At 64.0% G+C, this 18,204-nt stretch carries 16 protein-coding genes; 2 read left to right on the forward strand and 14 right to left on the reverse strand.

The window, feature by feature from the left end; all coding sequences use genetic code 11:
- Positions 1 to 101: 101 nt before the first annotated feature.
- From HU767_RS03955 to HU767_RS04015, 13 genes are all read right to left on the reverse strand, one after another.
- On the reverse strand, positions 102 to 1,130 hold the full coding sequence (locus tag HU767_RS03955) for a proline racemase family protein (protein WP_186728576.1): 1,029 nt from the start codon (positions 1,128 to 1,130) through the stop codon (positions 102 to 104).
- A 136-nt stretch (positions 1,131 to 1,266) separates the two neighbouring features.
- A complete protein-coding gene (locus tag HU767_RS03960) occupies positions 1,267 to 1,989 on the reverse strand; it encodes an amino acid ABC transporter ATP-binding protein (protein WP_092172955.1) in 723 nt (240 codons plus the stop codon).
- Positions 1,982 to 2,632, reverse strand: coding sequence for an amino acid ABC transporter permease (locus tag HU767_RS03965; RefSeq protein WP_186704939.1), 651 nt, complete (start codon positions 2,630 to 2,632; stop codon positions 1,982 to 1,984). The genes HU767_RS03960 and HU767_RS03965 overlap by 8 nt, the downstream gene beginning before the upstream one ends.
- Before the next feature lie 9 nt (positions 2,633 to 2,641).
- Complete coding sequence (locus tag HU767_RS03970) at positions 2,642 to 3,307, reverse strand: amino acid ABC transporter permease (RefSeq protein ID WP_057452167.1); 666 nt, start codon at positions 3,305 to 3,307, stop codon at positions 2,642 to 2,644.
- Entirely contained in the window at positions 3,300 to 5,078 is a 1,779-nt protein-coding gene (locus tag HU767_RS03975; protein WP_186728577.1) for an aconitase family protein, read from the reverse strand. The genes HU767_RS03970 and HU767_RS03975 overlap by 8 nt, the downstream gene beginning before the upstream one ends.
- Before the next feature lie 10 nt (positions 5,079 to 5,088).
- Positions 5,089 to 5,853: a transporter substrate-binding domain-containing protein gene (locus HU767_RS03980; RefSeq protein WP_238349414.1), complete on the reverse strand. Its 765-nt coding sequence runs from the start codon at positions 5,851 to 5,853 to the stop codon at positions 5,089 to 5,091.
- Positions 5,854 to 6,140: 287 nt separating this feature from the next.
- Positions 6,141 to 6,890 carry an AraC family transcriptional regulator gene (locus tag HU767_RS03985; protein WP_186704942.1) on the reverse strand — a complete coding sequence of 250 codons (750 nt, stop codon included), beginning with the start codon at positions 6,888 to 6,890 and terminating at the stop codon, positions 6,141 to 6,143.
- 352 nt (positions 6,891 to 7,242) lie between these two features.
- Positions 7,243 to 8,499, reverse strand: coding sequence for an FAD/NAD(P)-binding oxidoreductase (locus tag HU767_RS03990; protein WP_186728579.1), 1,257 nt, complete (start codon positions 8,497 to 8,499; stop codon positions 7,243 to 7,245).
- On the reverse strand, positions 8,496 to 8,732 hold the full coding sequence (locus HU767_RS03995) for a 2Fe-2S iron-sulfur cluster-binding protein (protein ID WP_186728580.1): 237 nt from the start codon (positions 8,730 to 8,732) through the stop codon (positions 8,496 to 8,498). The genes HU767_RS03990 and HU767_RS03995 overlap by 4 nt, the downstream gene beginning before the upstream one ends.
- Before the next feature lie 191 nt (positions 8,733 to 8,923).
- Positions 8,924 to 10,039, reverse strand: a complete 1,116-nt coding sequence (locus HU767_RS04000) for an FAD-dependent oxidoreductase (RefSeq protein WP_186728581.1) — start codon at positions 10,037 to 10,039, stop codon at positions 8,924 to 8,926.
- On the reverse strand, positions 10,036 to 10,968 hold the full coding sequence (locus HU767_RS04005) for a 4-hydroxyproline epimerase (protein ID WP_186728582.1): 933 nt from the start codon (positions 10,966 to 10,968) through the stop codon (positions 10,036 to 10,038). Before HU767_RS04005 ends, HU767_RS04000 begins: the two co-directional genes overlap by 4 nt.
- Before the next feature lie 112 nt (positions 10,969 to 11,080).
- The gene (locus HU767_RS04010) at positions 11,081 to 11,752 is read right to left on the reverse strand and encodes a GntR family transcriptional regulator (protein ID WP_186704947.1); all 672 of its coding nucleotides are present in this window, start codon (positions 11,750 to 11,752) and stop codon (positions 11,081 to 11,083) included.
- A 205-nt stretch (positions 11,753 to 11,957) separates the two neighbouring features.
- The gene (locus tag HU767_RS04015) at positions 11,958 to 13,124 is read right to left on the reverse strand and encodes an MFS transporter (protein ID WP_186728583.1); all 1,167 of its coding nucleotides are present in this window, start codon (positions 13,122 to 13,124) and stop codon (positions 11,958 to 11,960) included.
- A gap of 136 nt (positions 13,125 to 13,260) precedes the next feature.
- Between HU767_RS04015 and HU767_RS04020 the strand changes: the two genes are divergently transcribed.
- Together HU767_RS04020 and HU767_RS04025 are read left to right on the forward strand one after the other, a co-directional pair.
- Entirely contained in the window at positions 13,261 to 14,652 is a 1,392-nt protein-coding gene (locus HU767_RS04020; protein WP_186728584.1) for an aminotransferase class I/II-fold pyridoxal phosphate-dependent enzyme, read from the forward strand.
- A 257-nt stretch (positions 14,653 to 14,909) separates the two neighbouring features.
- On the forward strand, positions 14,910 to 17,051 hold the full coding sequence (locus tag HU767_RS04025) for a TonB-dependent siderophore receptor (protein ID WP_186728585.1): 2,142 nt from the start codon (positions 14,910 to 14,912) through the stop codon (positions 17,049 to 17,051).
- 67 nt (positions 17,052 to 17,118) lie between these two features.
- Here HU767_RS04025 and HU767_RS04030 read toward each other — a convergent pair whose 3' ends face one another.
- The gene (locus HU767_RS04030) at positions 17,119 to 17,853 is read right to left on the reverse strand and encodes an SDR family NAD(P)-dependent oxidoreductase (protein WP_186728586.1); all 735 of its coding nucleotides are present in this window, start codon (positions 17,851 to 17,853) and stop codon (positions 17,119 to 17,121) included.
- Positions 17,854 to 18,204 lie beyond the last annotated feature (351 nt).

The raw sequence follows: 18,204 nt of genomic DNA on the forward strand, positions 1-18,204 counted from the left end.
CTACCTGGCAACTCGGTGTGTCAGGCAAATCCAGAGGGCCGCTTCGCGCCCCAGCGGGAGCAAGCTCCCTCGCCACAGGGGGATGTGCAACGCTCAAGAAGTCATGCGCCGGGCCAGGTGTCCGAAAGCCGATAGCCCTGGGGCCACGGATCGGCCGGGTCGAGCAGCAACTGATGGGCCCCGGTGATCCACGCCCGTCCGGCGATGCACGGGTAAATCGCCGGGCGTCCGGCCACCTCGGTCAGTGAGTCGATACGGCAATGGAATTCGGAACCGATGATCGAGCGGCCGATAAAACGCTCGCCTACCTGCATCAAGCCCTTGGCCTGCAACACCGCCATGCGCGCCGAGCAGCCGGTGCCGGTGGGGGAGCGGTCGATCTTGCCGGGCTGGATCACCACGGCGTTGGCGCCCGTGGCGATGCCGTCCTCACGGACAATGGGTGCGGCGATCTGGCAGAACGAGATGTGCGACCAGTCGGGGTTCAGCGGGTGCACGAAGCCCAGTTGTTCATTGGCGGCGCGGGTGATCTTCAAGCCCACGGCCACCAGTTCGGCGGCTTCATCGGGGCGGATGGCAAAACCCAGGCGCTGGGCATCGACGATGACAAAGCTGTCGCCGCCGTAGGCGGTGTCCACCTGCAACGAACCCAGGCCCTCGACTTCGATCCAGGCATCGAGGCGGTCGGCGAAGGAGGGTACGTTCTTGATCTCGACCCGTTGCACCTTGCCGTCGCGGCAGTCGGCCACGGCTTCGATCAGGCCGCCCGGGGCTTCCAGCACCAGGCGGGTCTGGGGTTCGGTCATTGGCAGGATGCCGCTGTCCAGCAACACGGTGGCGACGCACAGCGAGTTGGAACCGGACATCGGCGGCGTGTCGGCCGGTTCCATGATGATCCAGGCCATTTGCGCCCGCGGGTCCTTGGCCGGCACCAGCAGGTTGACGTGGCGGAACACCCCGCCGCGGGGCTCGTTGAGGACGAAGTTGCGCAGGGTCTGGTCCTGGGCGATCCAGCGTGACTGCTCCCACACCGTGGCGCCGGGGGGCGGCGCGACACCGCCGACGATCACATCGCCGACTTCGCCTTCGGCGTGGCAGCTGATGACATGGATGATTCTGGATGAGCGCATGGATCAAATCCTTGTGTTGTCTTGTAGGGCCTCATCGCGAGCAGGCTCGCTCCCACAGGGTTCTGTGGTGGACACTGATTGGGCCATGTACACAAAGCCCGTGTGGGAGCGAGCCTGCTTGCGAAGGGGCCATCCGCTATTTCACCGACTTGAGGAACGCCGCCGTCTCCGGCTGCACCGGATTACCAATCACCTGGTCCGGCGGCCCGATCTCATGGACCCGGCCATTGCAAAAAAACGCCACGCGGTCGGACACGTCCCGGGCGAAGCGGATCTCGTGGGTCACCAGCACCATGGTCATGCCGTCTTCGGCGAGCATGCGCATGGTGTCCAGCACTTCGCCCACCAGTTGCGGGTCCAGCGCCGAGGTGGCTTCGTCGAAGAGCATGTAGTCCGGCGACATCGCCAATGCCCGGGCGATGGCCATGCGCTGTTGCTGGCCGCCGGAAAGCTTGCCGGGGAAGGCCTTGAGTTTGTCCCCCAGGCCCACGTGCTCAAGCTGTTTCACCGCCAGGGCCTCGGCGTCCTGTTTGCTTTTGCCCAACACCTTGCGCGGCGCCAGCATCACGTTTTCCAGCACGGTGAGGTGGGGGAAGGCGTTCCATTGCTGGAAGACGATGCCGATCTTTTGCCGCAGGCGATTGAGGTCGGTGGCGCGGTCATGGACCTCGATGCCGTCCACGCGGATGCTGCCTTTCTGGATCGGCTCCAGGCCGTTGATGCACATCAGCAGGGTCGACTTGCCAGAGCCGGAACCGCCGATGATCGACACCACTTCACCCTTGTCCACGGTCAGGCTCACACCCTTGACCACTTCCAGGTCACCGAAGGACTTGTGCACGTTCTCGATCTCAATCATTTTCCTGCCACCTTCTTTCCAGGCGTGCGCCGAGGCGGGCGACCACCAGGCTCATGACGTAGTAAATGAGGCCCGCGATGCACAGCACCAGCAGGGGTTCCTGAATGCGCGTGACGATGGTTTGCGAGGCCCGCAGCAATTCGACGATGCCGATCCACATCACCAGGGCAGTGTCCTTCATCACACCGAGCACGAGGTTCAGCCAGCCAGGAAACGCCACCCGCGTGGCAATCGGCAGGACGATGAAGCGAAGGTCCTGCCCATAGCTCAGGCCCAGCGATCGGCTGGCCCGGCGGGTGCTCAACGGCACCGCCAGCACGCCACCGCGGACGATCTCGGTGAAGTACGCGGCGGCGTAGATCCCCAGGACAATGCAGCCGACGGCAAACGCGCTGAGGTTCAGGCCGACGATGCTCTTGAGGGAGTTGAACAACACGAACTGGATCAGCAGCGGCACACTGCGAAACACGTCCAGCAGCCAGGCCAGCGGCAGGCTCGCCCGGGGCAACAGCGCCCGCAACAGGCCGAACAGCAACCCGGCGAAGGTGCCCAGCAGGATCGACCACGCGGTCAATTGCACTGTGACCCAAGCACCCTCAAGCAGATACAACACGTCGTTAACGGTAAGGCTTGTAGAAAACATGACCCGCCCTCAATAACGAAACAGCCGCCAGGACAACAGCCGGGCCAACCCGACGATCAGCTTGGCGATCAGGTAATACAGCAGCGCCGCGAGGGCGAAGTATTCGAAAGTGCGGAAGGTCTTGACGTTGTATTCCTGGGTCACGCCGGTGAGGTCGTTGTTCAGGCCGACCACCACACCCAGGGACGTCATCAGCACCGCCCAGACCATCTGGTTGGTCAGCGGGTAGAAGACGATGCGCAACAATTGCGGGACGATGATCATCCGGTAGGCCTGGAAGGCGCTCATCCCCAAGGAGCGGGCGGCGCGCATTTGCGTACCGGGCACGGCCTTGAGGCCACCGCGAAAGTTTTCTGCCAGGTAGCCGGCGTTGTTGAAGGTGATTCCGGCCAGCAAGGCCAGCCAGGAACTGACGTGCAACCCGAGGGAGCCGAGGCCGAAGTAGAGGATGTAGATCTGGAACAGCGAGGGCGTGTTGCGAGCGATGGACACCCAGCCATTGCCCACGCCCCGCAGCAGGCGATTCGGGGCCTGGCGCATCACCGTCAGCACCAGGGCGATCAGCACGCCGAAAATCATCGACAGCGCGGCGGTCTCGAAGGTCACCCAGGCCCCGGCGAGCATGTCGGGCAGCGCGCGCAAGGCCGGGCGCCATTGGAAGCTGTAGTCAAACATGGGTCGGACTCCCCGTGCGGGCAGTGGGTTGCAGCCACGTCGGCGGCTGGCCGTGGGTCGCGGCAGTGCAGGCGGCCTCGACGCAGTCGGCGAGGGCGGCAAAATGCACCCCGCGACCGACCAGGCCCGGTGCGTAGTGGGCGTATTTGCCGGAGTTGGTCATCAACGTGGTGGCGTGGGGCGGGATCACCGGCTCACCCAACATGCACCAGCAGGTGTCGGTCACCAGCACCGCGCCGAAGGCTTCGATGGCAGTCAGGTATCCGGCTTTGCGCGCTTGTTCCAGCACTGCTCGGCCGCAGGTGATAGCCAGTACCACATACGGATGCTTGATCCGGCCCGCACACAAGTTCGCGAGGGCGGCGAATTCGCTGAGGGAGAAATGCGGGTTGCCCAGGGAGACCACGTCCACCCAGTTATCCCGGGCACTGTTGAGCTCGCGCCAACTGGCAAGCAGGCTTGCGGCATCGACGCTTTCCTGCGGCACGGTGACGTCGCTCGCCAGGACCGCGGCCGGGTCGAGGGCTTCCGGGGTGACCCCGGCGATGTGGAACAACGGTGCGGCGCTGGTGGTGGCGAACGCGGCGCCGAAGGCCTTGAGGTCGTCCAGGGTGGGCGTGGCGTTTTCCAGGCCGCGTATCAATGGGATGCGCCGGCCCGCCAGGCTGCCGATGTGATAGCCCAGCAGCGGATAGAAACTGTCATCCACCTGACCCAGCGTCGGCACGTCGACGATCAGTTGGGCCTTGCGCGAGTCGTCGAGATGGCAGCCGATCAACGGTGCCCGTCCGCACAGGGCGATGCAGATGTCGAGGAAGTCCGGGTACTTTTGCGTGCGCGCGCCCAGCACGCTGTTGGCGTAGACCACCGCGTTGGACTCGGCCCAGACGATTTGCTCGCCGGCCTTTGGCGCGGTCTCCAGCAGGTAGGGGGCGCAGGTGAAACTCAGTTGCGCGCCCATCGCCATGTAGGCATCGCCCAAGGCACTGGCCGGTTCGCCCAAGGCCGGATCGACGCCCAGTTCCCGCCAGCGCCGCTGGTCCACGGAAATGGCATTGAGGGTGGTGGGGACGCGCACCTTCGCCCCCCACTGCACCAGTTGTTCGGCAAAGCGCAGGCTGGCCGGGCCGGTGTAGATGCAACCGTCGATGTGGGCCTGGGTCACGTCCAGCAATTGCGTGGCGCCCTGGATCTCGGCCATGCGCAGCACGATGTGCATCGCCACTTGGGCGGCCTTGCCGTGGGTACCGTCGAGCAATGCCCGGTCCTGTTCGCTCAGGTCCAGGGTCGAGAAAGTGGGCGACGCCGACGGTGCTTGCGAACCTTGCCAACCGTCGTTCGGGCGGCGCCCGGTGAGGGTCAGGACGTCGCCTTCGAGGCGGACAAAACCCTGGCCACGCAGCCCATTGAAGGTCTCGTGTCCCACGCACAACACCGGCAGGGACCGCTGGAAAATCACCTGCGCCACCAGCACGCCCAGGGTCAGGATTTCATCGGCTTCGGCTAACACCAGGGCGGCGGGTGCGTGACCGTTGCTGATCAGTTCCATCAAGACGCTGCTGCCGGTGCAGGAGCCGCGTCCGCTGGGAATCGCCAAGACGCGCCCGGCCAGGCGCTCGCCGCTCAAGGGGTGGTGGCGGTCGATGACCTCGCCACTGGCCGGATCGACCCCGCCCCAGAAACTCAGGCCCACCTCGGCGAACAGCAGGGCGCCCTGGGCGGCACCCTCCACCAGGCTGCGGCCTTTCACACGGACAGGCGTGCTTGGCATGGGCCGATCCTCAGTAGTAGACCTGGGGAACGGTCAGGTTGGCCGGCGGGATGTCGGTGCCGACCCATTTGACGAACAGCTCGTTGTAGCGACCCGTGCGCACCTGCTGATTGACGAAGAGGTTCAGGTAGTTGAGCAGGCCGTACTCGCTGCGCTTGGCGCCGAGGGACACGTAGTCGATGACGTAGGGGGCGTCACCGGCAATCTTCAAGCCCTTGTATTTGCCCGACTTGAGGGTCGCGGCGGCGACGGTGTTGGTCACCACGGTGGCATCGATGTGTCCCTGGGCGACGGCCAGTAGGGTGTCGTTCTGCGATTGATAGGCGCGGAAGCTGCCGCTGCCCCAGCTTTTCTGGTCCTTCTCCAGGGCGATGGCTTCGTAGGTGCTGCTGGTGTTGCCGAGTTTCTTGCCCTTGAGGTCGGCGTAGCTGTTGATACCGGTGTCGTCGCGGGTCAGCACCACCATCTGGAACGCGAAGTAGGGCACGGTCAGGCCGACGGTCTTGGCCCGCTCCAAGGTGTCGGAGGTGGAGGCGACGATGACATCGGCGCGGCCGGACAGCAGCGCGGGGATGCGGTCGGAGAACGGGGTTTCCACCACCTCGGCATCGACACCGAGGACCTTCGCCAGGTCGTGGCAATAATCCACGTCGAACCCCGCCGGTTTGTTGCTTTCATCGCGAAAGCCCATGGGTGGGAAGTCCAGGGTCACGGCGCAACGTAGCTTGCCGGAGCCGATGATGTCGTCGAGCTTGTCGGCGTGGGCGGGGGCCATGAAAAGCGGGGTGAGGACAACGCTGAGGGCTACGGCCAATGCAGGGTTTTTCATAAATGCCTCGCTGTCGAATAAATGCGGTGAGATATCGTATTGAGGATTTCGTATACGATATTAGATAAGCAATCAGCATGCCTGTTTTGACGTGAGGCGCGGTAATGGCATTGGAGGGTTGATCTAGAGGCATTTTCGCCGAGCGGTGGCGCATCAGGGCAAGTTGCTACGTTGGCTTGGGGTGTTACAGATGGGAGCAGCCATGGGATCCGACGCCCCATCAGGGAACACGATCAGCGCTGACTCTCTCGGTATTGGCTCGGCGACAGGCTGGTCAGGGCCCGGAACTGGCGGCTGAAGGCGCTGTGGTCGGTGTAACCGCAGCGCAAGGCGATCTCGGTGATCGGTAGGTCTTGGTCGAGTAACAGCCGCGAGGCTTCCTCCAGGCGTGCCTTGTGGATCATCTGCCGAGGCGTGAGTTGGAAGATGCGTTTGCAGTGCCGCTCCAACTGCGCCACCGACAATTCAGCAATGGCGGTCAGCTCGGCAAGGCTGATGGAGCGGGCGAAGTGCTGCTTGATATGGGCGTCCACCGCCGCCAGTTTGTGAAACGCCGGGTGGCTCGATTGCGGCAGTTGCAGGTCGCGGGAAATGCCGGCCAAGCCGACGATCTGGCCGCTTGGGTCGTGCAGGGCGAGCTTGTGGGTCAGGCACCACACCGGTTGGTTGCCGTAATACAAATGCAGTTCGAGCTGGTCGGCCAACTCCCGCCCGCTGGCCAGCACCCGGCGGTCCTGTTCGGTGTACAGCGGGCCGAACCGCTCGGGAAACACCTGCTCGGCAGTGAGGCCGAGCAGGCCGCCACTGTGTTTGAAACCGCAGCGCCGGGCCAGGGTCTGGTTGACGAAGGCGTAGCGGGCCTGCCGGTCCTTGATGAAAAACACCACGTCGGCGAGGGTGTCCAGCAGCGGGGCGATGGGCTGCAGGCTGCGCAGCAGGGTGTCGAGGTCGCAGGGGGCGAGGGAGGTGAGCGAGGGGTACATGGCGCCAGGTTCCTGAGGGGACTCAGGGATCATAGGGGCAAAGTCATCGAGGCAGGAAGCCCAGCTCCAACGCATTCTACTGTGGGAGCGGGCTTGCTCGCGAAAGCGGTGGATCAGTTAGCATCGATGCCGGATGTGCCGACGCATTCGCGAGCAAGCCCGCTCCCACATGGGGCCTGCGGGTGCCTGCAAAGTTGAAGTTCACTTCAAATCCCTGTGGGAGCCGAGCTTGCTCGCGATGACGGCGGCACAGGCAGCATCTCTACCAACTGACCCACCGCTATCGCGAGCAAGCTCAGCTCCCACAGGGGATTTGTGGTGGGTGCAGGTCAGCGTGGGATGTGTGTCGGGGTCAGCTGGGTGGGGTTTCTTCCAGCTCCAGCAAGGTTTCGATCCGCGCCGGGCTGAAGGGCGGGCGAGGTGCCGGTGGTGTCCAGCCGAACAGGTGTTCCAGTGCGGCGCCGCACACTCGGCCTTGGCAGGCGCCCATGCCGCAGCGGCTGGCCAGTTTCGCTTCGCGCCAGTTTTCGTGGCCGACCAGTTCGCCATAAGGCACGTCTTCACAGCGGCAGACCAGGGTGTCGCCGCGGGCCAGGGACTTGAGCCGTGGATCGAGGGCGAAGGCCGTGTTCAAGGCCCGGGCGAAACCTTGCCAACGCGCGCGGCGAGGCCACAGCTGCTGGGCGGCTGCGCTATTGCCGACGGCGGCATGGCCGGCGATGGCGCCTTCCACCAGCGCCAGTTCGCTGCCGCCAAAACCGGTGCATTCCCCGGCGGCGTAATGGTCGTGACGCGTGGTCGCTTGCCAGGCGTCAACCGCCAGCGCCTGGCCTTCAACCGCGCAGCCCAGGGCCTGGCCCAACTGGGTATTGGGAATGAGCCCGAAGCCACAGGCGAGCCGGTCGCAGGCCAATTCAATCGTCTGGCCTTGCTGTTGCAGACGCACGCCTTCGAGCCGTTCCCGACCGAGCGCCTCGACCACGTGGGTGTTGGTGCGGTAGTGCGAATCGAACAAACTGAACGATTGGAACAACTTCCCCGGCCAGCGCGGCAGTTGCCCGGCGAAACCGGCCACAGCGCCGAAGCTGGCCTGCTCGGCGATGCGCAGCACCTGTGCGCCCTGATGCTTCGCCGTGGCGGCGCTGGCCAACAGCAAGGGGCCGCTGCCGGCGATGACCAGCCGTTCGCCGCGCACCGGCAAGCCGCCCTTGATCAGCGCCTGCAACCCGCCAGCGCCGGTCACGCCGGGCAGGGTCCAGCCGGGAAACGGCAGCAGCAATTCACGGGCGCCGGTGCAAAGGATCAAGCGTTCGTAGCGGATCTGCCAGCCACGCTCGGCATCTTCCACCAGTAAGGTTTTATCCGCCGCGCAGGCGATTACGCGAGTGCCGGCATGGCAGCGGACGTTGGCACAGTTTCGCAGTTGATCGCGCAGGTGCCGGGCTGCGCTGGGCAGGTTGGCCTGGGGACCGTCGCGCCAGATCTGCCCGCCGGGCAGTGGGTTGTCATCCAGCAACACGATGTGTGCGCCGCTGCTCGCCGCGGCGAGGGCGGCAGCCATGCCGGCGGGGCCGGCGCCGATGATCAGCAGGTCGGTGGCTTCGTTCATGGTCGGGTCTGCACCTGCATGCCATCGAGGCACAGGGTCTGGCAGGCCAGGCGGCGCCGGCCATCGATCAGCACCCGGCATTCCTGGCAGGTGCCCATGCCGCACAACGGCGCTCGACGCTGGCCGCTGACCGAGGTGCGACTGCAACCGTTCGCGCCCAACGCCAATGCCGCCGCGACGCTGGTGCCGTTGGCCACCGAGAGCGGGCGGCCGTCCAGGAATAATTCAGGCATGGGTCCGATACTCCGGGGGTAGGCGGATCTCTGAGGGAAACCCACATCCCGTGGCGAGGGAGCTTGCTCCCGCTGGGCTGCGCAGCAGACCCGACATTTTTGCGATTGCTGCGCAATCGAGCGGGAGCAAGCTCCCTCGCCACAGGGGGGCAACCCAATTCCCGGAGCAAACAGGGGATGTGCGTCGGGCTTCAGGCATGGGCCGGTTCTCCCAAAAAACGCTGCGGCAGGTAAGGCTGCGCGGCCAGTGGCGAGGTTTCGTCGAACAACTGCGCCACCAGCAGGTCGGCGGTCGCGGGTGCCGTGGTGACGCCCAACCCCTCGTGACCCACCGCCAGCCACAGCCCCTTGCGCTGCGGATGTTGGCCCACCAGCGGCAAGCCGTCGGGGCTCGCCGCGCGAAAACCGGTCCAGGCCCGGATGCCGTGCAGATGCGCCAACCCAGGCATGTAGTCGACGGCGCGCTTGAGCATCTTCGCCAGCATCCAGCCTTCCACCTGCGGGTCGACGGTGCCGAACTGTCGCGAGGCGCCGATGAATAATTGCCCGGTCGGGCGCGGCTGGATATTGCACGCCACCGACGGCCCGCTCGCGTTGTGGGCGCTGGTGACGTAGCCCAGCTCCACCAGGGTGTGGGTGACGGTGGCGGGGTAGCGGTCGGTGATCAGCAGGTGGCCCTTTTTCGGCTCGATGGGCAGTTCCGGGCACAACTCGGTGGCGTGGATACCATTGGCGAGCACCACCGCATCGGCGCTCAACCAACGCCCGTCGTCGAGGCGCACGCGAGTCCCGTCGACTGCGCTGACTTGTGCCCGCTGCTGGCGAATCTTGGGTGCGTCCAACATCCAGCGCGCGGCGGCCGGGGCGTAGAGGATGCCGTCGCCATTGATCAGCAGTCCGCCTTCCAGCCCTGGGCGCAGTTCGGGTTCGCGCTGATGCAGGGCGGCGCGGCCAATCAGTTCACAGGCTTCGCCATGGGCCAGCAGGTTCAGGTATTTGCTGTGGGCTACCGCCATTTCCTCGGCATTGGCCGCCAGCCACAAGGTGCCGTTGTTGCGCCAGGCACAATCGGCGGGCAGGGCTGGCGCCAGTTCGCGCCAGCGTTGCAGGGAGTATTGGCTGAGGGCCAGTTCCGCGGGGTTGTCATCCAGCACCAACAAATGCCCCATGCCAGCCGCCGTGGCGCCGTGCCAACCGGCGTCCAGCACCAGCACGTTGACGTTACGTCGGGCCAACGCTTGGGCGCAGGCCGCACCGATGATGCCCGCACCGATGATGATCACGTCGGCGACATGGCCCTCGCTCACAGACGAATGCCCCAGGCGAACGGGTCATCCGCTTCGATGATCAGGGTGGTTTCGGCGCTGATGTAGGCGCGACCGCGAATGGTCGGCACGATGCGCTCGCCCGCCTGTTCGTAGGAGCTTTCGAACTCGCTGCCAATGACACTGGCCTGGCGCCAGATCTGCCCGGGTTGCAGTTTTCCATCGGCCGCCAGGCACGCCAGTTTGGCGCTGGTGCCGGTACCGCACGGGGAGCGGTCATAGGCCTTGCCCGGGCAGAGCACGAAGTTTCGGCTGTCGGCTTGAGGGTCGTCGGCGAACAGTTCGATGTGGTCGATCAGGCCGCCGTCCTCGCCGCGAAAACCCTGTTGCTCCAAGGCTTGCTGCACGGCGTAGGTGTAGGCGGTCAACGCGTCGAGGTTATCGCCGGCGACACGCTGGCCATGCTCGGCGATCAGGAAAAACCAGTTGCCGCCCCAGGCCACGTCGCCCACCACCGGACCGATGCCGGGCACCTCCAAGGCCAATGCCTGGCGGTAACGGTAGGCCGGCACGTTGCGCACGCTGACCGAGCGGTCTTCGTGCAACGTGGCCTGTACCGTGCCCACCGGGGTTTCGATGTTGTGCACGCCGGGGCCGATCCTGCCCAGGTGGGCCAGTGACGCCACCAGGCCGATGGTGCCGTGGCCGCACATGCCCAGGTAGCCGCTGTTGTTGAAAAAGATCACGCCGGCACAGGCGCTCGGGTCCACCGGCTCACAGAGCAGCGCCCCCACCAGCACATCGCTGCCCCGGGGTTCGAGCACGCAGGCGCTGCGCCAGGCGTCGAACTCCGTGGCCAGGCGTTGCTTGCGCTCGGCCATGTTGCCCTGGCCCAGGTCAGGAAAACCGTCGGTGACCAGGCGGGTCGGTTCGCCGCCGGTATGGGAATCGATCACGGTGATGCGTTTCATGGGAGGGCCACGTCCGTTCAGATGAGTGACGGTAAGCGTGGCCCGCGCCAGGGGATGACGGCTTGAGGGTTTTAACTATCGCCGATGACGAAATCGGCACAGTACCAATGCATCAATGGCTGGAAGGCAGGAACTTGAACAAGGTTTCGCAGACTCCGGCGATGTGTTCGTCCAGCAGCGCCACGGCGCGCTCGACATCACCGGCGCGGCAGGCCTTGATGATTTCCCGGTGCTCGTGATCGGCACGGTCCTTACCGGCCGACAGGCTCATCTGCATGCGCAAGTACCGCTCCAGCTTGTCGTGCACCGAGCGGATCAGGCTCACCATGAAAGGCCGTTGCGCCGGCTCGTAGAGGCAGGCGTGCAGTTGCCAGTTCAGTTCGGCCCAGCGCCCGACGTCGTCTTCACCGATGAACTCCTGGCAGATGCTTTCGGCGCGGGCGAAGGTGTCTTCGGTCATGTTGGGAATCGCCAGGCGCAGGACTTTGTCTTCCAAGAGCATGCGCACTTCGAACATCTGCGCCAGTTCCGCCTCGGAAATGCGCGTCACCATCGCCCCGCGATTGCGCTGGAACATCACCAGGCCCTCGGCCTCCAGACGCTTGAGGGCTTCGCGCACGGGAATCTTGCTGACGTTGAACTGCCGGGCGATGTCATCCTGGCGAATCGGCTCGTCCTCGGCAAAATGCCCGGCCACGATGGCATCGCGCAGGTGGCGGGTGATGATTTCCGAGGTGGACGGGGTGTTGCCCAGGTCAGGCAGGTTGAACTTGGATAAAGTCACGGCAGCGGGTCGTTCGGCTTAGGTGGGGATATGGTATACGACTTTGCCGGGTGCGGTGTCGAGCTGTCCCAGGCTCCCTCAATCCTCCAGCCAGCCCCCTGTGGCGAGGGAGCTTGCTCCCGCTGGGCTGCGCAGCAGACCCGGGATTTTGCGATTGCTGCGCAATCGAGCGGGAGCAAGCTCCCTCGCCACAACGGTTTTTTGTTCAGCCATGGGAAAAGTGGGCCATATCAGCCTCGGTCCGGACGATGCGCCATCCCGTGACAACCGCCCCCGCCAACAACGCCAGGCCGAACACGATCAACGCCACATCAGCGCCAAAAGCGTCAGCCAGCAACCCGGTCACCACCACCGGGATGCTGAACCCGACATAGGCGAACAGGAAAAAACCGGCACTGACCCGGGCCTTTTCCGCCCCAGCCATGGCCGTGATGGCCGACAGCCCGCCCAGGTACAGGAAACCGTAGCAGGCGCTGCTGGCTCCCAATGCCCCCAGCAACACGGCGAACAGCGAGCCGACGCTCGCGCCCCAGGCCAGCAACGCGTAGCTCGTGGGCAGGATCAACAGGCCCAGGCACGTCGCCCTGGCCGGGTGCAGGCGGCGCACCCAAGGCTGGAAGAGCAAGCCGCAACTGATGACCGTGAAGGTCGACAGGCCAGACCAGCGCTGCAAATCGTGGGTCGCCAGCACGGATGGCAATAGGGCGATGACCAGGCCCGACGTCGCCCAGGCCAATAGCATGGAAAAACTGTAGGGCAGGCTGCCGGTGGGGAACAACGGCAGGCGCAGCAGCGGCGCGTCTTTGATTTTCAGCGCCGGGTCCGGGAGCCGCCAGACCACGACGATCGCCAGGGCGGCCAACGCGAGCTGCAACCAGAAGCTGCCGGGCGTGGCGCTGTGGTGGACGAACAGGAACAGGCTGGTCAACGCTGCCCCCAGGCCAAATCCCAGGGAAGTGCTGGCGGTCACCCGGTTGGCCGGTGAGCGGGTATCGCTGGTTGCCATGAGCTCGGCCATATAGGCGGTCGACGTGGCCGAAGCCAGCCCGGTGCCGACCCCCATCATCAGGCGCGCCACGCCCAGCGCCACCAGGTTCGGCCAGAGCAGGGTCACCAGCGTCGCCAGCATCGACAGCCCGAGGGCGACGAGGATCAACGGTTTGCGGCCGACCCGGTCGGCCAGCCCACCGAATGCCAGCAGCACCGGGAGCACGCCCAGCACATAACCGGAAAACGCCACCGCCGTGGCCCCGGCGCCGTAGCCGGACAACTGCGCATAGGTGGTGTACAGCGGCGCCTGCAGGTTGACCGCGAGGGTGATCAGGCAAAGACCGAAGGCCAGCCCCCAGGAATGTCGATGCGATGGGTTCAAGGGTGTTCCTTAAAGGTCAGCATGAAGTCCCGGGGACTATCACTGCCGGGCACAACGCAAACAAGGAACAGCCGCCAGCCATTTGTGTTTAACTGTTTTTCGGAAAATCGAGAACACTTGACCAAGAGTGCCCACCGTGGACCTGAAGATTGATCGCAACGTTGCCGAGCCGGTGATCCGCCAGCTCGTGACGCACCTCACGGGTTGGATCGACGCCCATGGCATTCGCCCCGGCGCACGGATGCCGTCGATTCGCCAACTGGCCCGGGAAAATAGCCTGAGCCTGTCGAGCGTGATCAAGGCCTATGACCAACTGGTGGCCAGCGGGGTGCTGGAGTCTCGGCATGGCGCGGGCTTTTTTGTCGCGCAACAGTTGGCCCGGCCGGTGCAACCGCCACCTGATACGGATAACCCGTCGTGGCAGTTGTTCGACAATGAATCGACCCAGCTCAAGCTCGGTTGCGGTTGGCTGCCTGACGCCTGGCGCGACGACACCGACCTGGGCCAGGCGATCCGCCAAGTGGTGCGCAGCGACAACCATGCGTTGTTCAACTACAGCACCCCGTTGGGTTCGCCTCATCTGCGCCTGCACCTGCAAAAGCGCCTGGGCCTGATCGACATCCACGTCGACCCGACACAGATCATCACCACCCAAGGCGCCAGCCAGGGCCTCGACCTGCTGGTGCGAACCCTGCTCAAGCCCGGTGACCTGGTGCTGGTGGAAAGCCCCGGCTACTACAACCTGTTCAATTTGCTGAAATTGCACGGGGTGGAGACCGTGGCCGTGCCGAGAACCGCCCAAGGCCCGGACATCGCCCGCCTGGAACAGCTACTCGGCGAGCACAAACCCTCGTACTTCTTCATCAACAGCATGTACCAGAACCCCACCGGCACCAGCCTGGCGCCGAGCGTGGCCTACCGCCTGCTGCAACTGGCGACGGCCCATGACTTTCGCCTCATCGAGGACGACATCTACGCCGATTTCCAGAATGGCCCGACGTCGCGCTTGGCCTCCCTGGACGCCCTGGACCGGGTGATCTACCTGGCGAGTTTTTCCAAGACGCTGTCCAGTTCGCTGCGCATCGGTTACGTGGTGGCCCATCCCGAGATCATCCAGCGCCTGGCCGAAGTCAAGATGATTACCGGCATCGGTTGTTCGCTGCTGGCTGAAAACGTAGTGGCGACGTTGCTGGCCAACGGTGCTTATCGCAAGCTGATCCAGCGCTTGCGCCAGCGCCTGAACAAGCAGATGGCAAGTACGCTGCGCCAACTGGACCGGGCCCACTGGGAGGTCTTTGCCGAGCCGATGGGGGGCCTGTTCATCTGGGCCAGGCCGCGTTACCTGGCGGCGCAGCGGGTGCAGCAGATCGCCCGGGAACTGCAGATCCAACTGTCCCAGGGCTCGACGTTCCTGCCGCAAGGGGAGGTGTGTGATTGGCTGCGGTTGAATGTGGCTTATACCCAGGATATTCGTGCGCAGACGTTCTTCCAGCGGGTGGAGCAGGAGTCGATTGCGGTGGGCCAATAGGATATGGGGGGATTGTTCTGGCGCCATCGCGAGCAAGCTTTGCTCCCACGGGGAGAGCAGGGGCCACTCACAAGACTTGTGCCCGCTGAAGATCCCTGTGGGAGCAAAGCTTGCTCGCGATGACGGACTGATCGGTCACAAAAAACACAGGCGTTAATGGGAATAGATATCAAACGACAATGAGTTGCTGTATCTTTCGCGACACATTTTTGTCAGCCCCCGATGTGGGGGTTTGTTTCCATTAGGATTGTGCATCGATGCGTCGGATTCTCGTTTCACTGTGTGTGCTCCAAGCTTATTCCATTCCCACCTGGGCCGAAGAGCCGATCCCTGCCAAGCCAGCCTCCCTTGAGTTGCAAGCCACCGATATCGTCGGCAATTCAGACTTTGAAACAGCGCAGGGCCCGGTGAAGGGCTATCACGCCACCCGTTCGGCCAGTGCCACCCGTACCGACACGGCGATCCATGAAACCCCGCAATCCATTTCCGTCGTTTCCCGCGATGTCGTTGAAGACCTCAGTGCCACGCGCCTGCAAGACGCCCTCGATTACGCCGGCGGTGTAGGCCGGGCGAACAACTTCGGCGGCCAGGGCCTGACCACCTTCACTGTCCGCGGTTTCACCACCGGCGAGTTCTACCGCAACGGTTTCCCGATCAACCGTGGCTACCCGAACATGCCGGACGCCAACACCATCGAGCGCCTGGAAGTCCTGCGTGGCCCGGCCACGATGCTCTATGGCCGCGGCGACCCGGGCGGTACCTTCAACGTGGTGTCCAAGCAGCCGTTGGCCGAGCGCACGGTGACCCTCGGCAGCCAGGTCAGCGACCAGGGGATGCGTCGCGGCACGCTCGATGCGTCCGGTCCGTTGGACGAGGAAGGACGCCTGGCTTATCGCCTGAACGTGGTGGGTGAGGGCGGCGATACGTTCCGCGACCACGTCGAGACCGAGCGTTACGGCATCGCGCCGGTGGTGAGCTGGCAGGTCAACGACACCACGCGCCTGACCTTCGAAGGCGATTTCATGCGCAACAATGCGCCGCTGGACCGTGGCTTGACCCATTACGCCGGCCAGCGTGGCACCGCGTCGCGGGATACCTTCTTCGGCGAGAAAGACGTGGGCAAGCTGCACAACGACAACAACATGCTGCAGGTGCGTTTCGAGCACATGCTCAACGACGACTGGACCCTGGCCGGCGGTACTCAATGGCTCGACGGCACCTTGCAGGGCAATGCCGTGGAGGGCAACAGCATCGGCGCCGATGGGCGTACCCTCAGTCGCAACTTCAACTACCGCAAGCTGGAATGGACCGACCGGGACACCCAGCTCAACCTCACCGGGCATTTTTCCACCGGCGGGTTCGAGCACACGTTGCTGACGGGCATTGAGTACGAAGACTACGATTACCAGTCGATCATTCAGCGCTCCTCTGGTGCCGCCGGTACCTACCCGATCGATATCTTCGATCCGGTGCATGGCCAGCCACGCCCGGCATTGACGCGCAAGCCCACCGATGACCAGGAAAATCTCAAGACGTTTGGTGTGTTTGTCCAGGATCAGGTGGCGTTGACTGAGCGCCTGAAGGTGTTGGCAGGGGCGCGTTTCGAACATTTCGAGCATGAGTACGAATCCTTCGTCCCTCAGACTCGGCCCGGTAGCCGTAACTGGGACAAGACTGAAAATGCCGTCACTCCACGCCTGGGGGTGATCTACGATCTGACCGATACCGTGGCGGTCTATGCCAATACCGCCCGCTCGTTCAAACCCAACACCGGTGCCGCCCTTCAAGGCGGGGGATTCAAGCCGGAAGAGGGCAAGTCCTACGAAATGGGCGTCAAGTGGGAAGCGCTGGATCGCCAGTTGAGCGTCGACGCGGCGATCTACCAGATTGAAAAGCGCAATGTGCTCACGCCCGACCCGTTGGATCCCACCTTCAACCTGGCCGCCGGCGAAGTGCGCAGCCGTGGCTTTGACCTGAACGTGGCGGGCAACCTGACGCCGGAATGGCGCGTGATCGGTGGCTACGCCTACGTGGATGCCGAAGTGACCAAGGACATCAATATCCCGTCCGGCACCCGCTTGCTCAACGTGCCCAAGAACTCCTTCAGCCTGTTGAACGTCTACGAGTTCCAGGACGGCGGCCTCAAGGGCCTCGGCCTGGGCCTGGGCGCCAAGTACGTTGATGAGCGGGCCGGCAATACCGCGGCCAGCACCTTTACCATGGACAGCTACACCGTCGTCGACCTGCTCGGCTATTACAAGGTCAACGAGCGGATCCGCCTTAACCTGGACCTGAAGAACCTGTTTGACGCCGACTACGAAGAAGGTGCATTTGGTGGCGTCTACGCCTATCCAGGCGCACCGCGAACCGTGCAGGCTGGTATCTCCTACACGCTCTGAATCCGTTGCGTCACGAAAACCCCGAAGGCCTGGCCTCCGGGGTTTTTGTTTTTTGACACTTGCCTATTTACCACTTGCCTGTGCTCATCCCGCCGTCCACCGGCAGTATCGCGCCGGTCGTGAAATCAGCACCCGCCAGGTACAACACGGCCTCGGCAATTTCCTCGATGGTGCCCACACGACCGGCCGGGGCCAGGTGGTTGAGGAAGTCGCGGTGCGCCGGGTCGTGCATCGGGGTGTCGATAATGCCAGGTGCGACGGCGTTGACCTTGATGTTGTGGGGCGACAGTTCCAGGGCCAGGGCGCGGGTCATCTGGTTGACGCCGCCCTTGATCAGCACCGGCAGTGCTGCGGGTACCTGGATGTTCGGTTGCAGGGCCACGGCAGCTGAAATGTTGATGATGAAGCCTTGCTGGCGCCCGATCATGTGCGCGGCAGCGGCCTGGCTGGCAAAGACGAGCCCCTTGAGGTTGGTGTCCAGCAGCGCGTCCAGGTCTTGGGGGCTGTATTCGACGAAGGGTTTTGGCAGGAAAAAACCGGCGTTGTTCACCAGCCCGTCAACGGCGCCGAACGCCTCGACGGCTTGGCTGATGAGGGCGGTTGAGGTGGCCGGGTCGGAAATGTCGCCAGCCACGCCGAGGAAACCGGCCGGGTGACCGAGCTCGGCGGCGGCAGCGTCCAGGCCGGACGGGGAGCGGGCATTGCCCACCACGTTGTAGCCCCGAGCGAGGAATGCCTTGACCAAGCCCAGGCCGATACCGCTGGAAGCGCCGGTGATGATGACGGTTTTGTTGAGGCTCATGATTGACTCCTGATCACATTGAATGGAACCGATGCGCCGGTATGGCGGTGGTTGAGCTCAGGGTATTGATGCGCCAGGGTTTGATAAATAAGGCGTCTGGTACTTGAGTTGATACGTCATGTAATCAATCTCGAACACCCATAAATCCCTGTGGGAGCGGGCTTGCTCGCGAAGGCGGTGTGTCAGCTACAGAGTTCTGACTGAAACTCTGTCTTCGCGAGCAAGCCCGCTCCCACAATGTTCCCGGCTGATCGCAAAATCCGCGTTCGCCAGCAATCCCTTGTGGGAGCGAGCCTGCTCGCGATAGCGTCAGGCCAGTCAGTATTGATATTGACTGACACACCGCTATCG

The sequence above is a fragment of the Pseudomonas sp. SWRI179 genome (assembly GCF_014268705.1).
Taxonomy (GTDB): domain Bacteria; phylum Pseudomonadota; class Gammaproteobacteria; order Pseudomonadales; family Pseudomonadaceae; genus Aquipseudomonas; species Aquipseudomonas zanjanensis.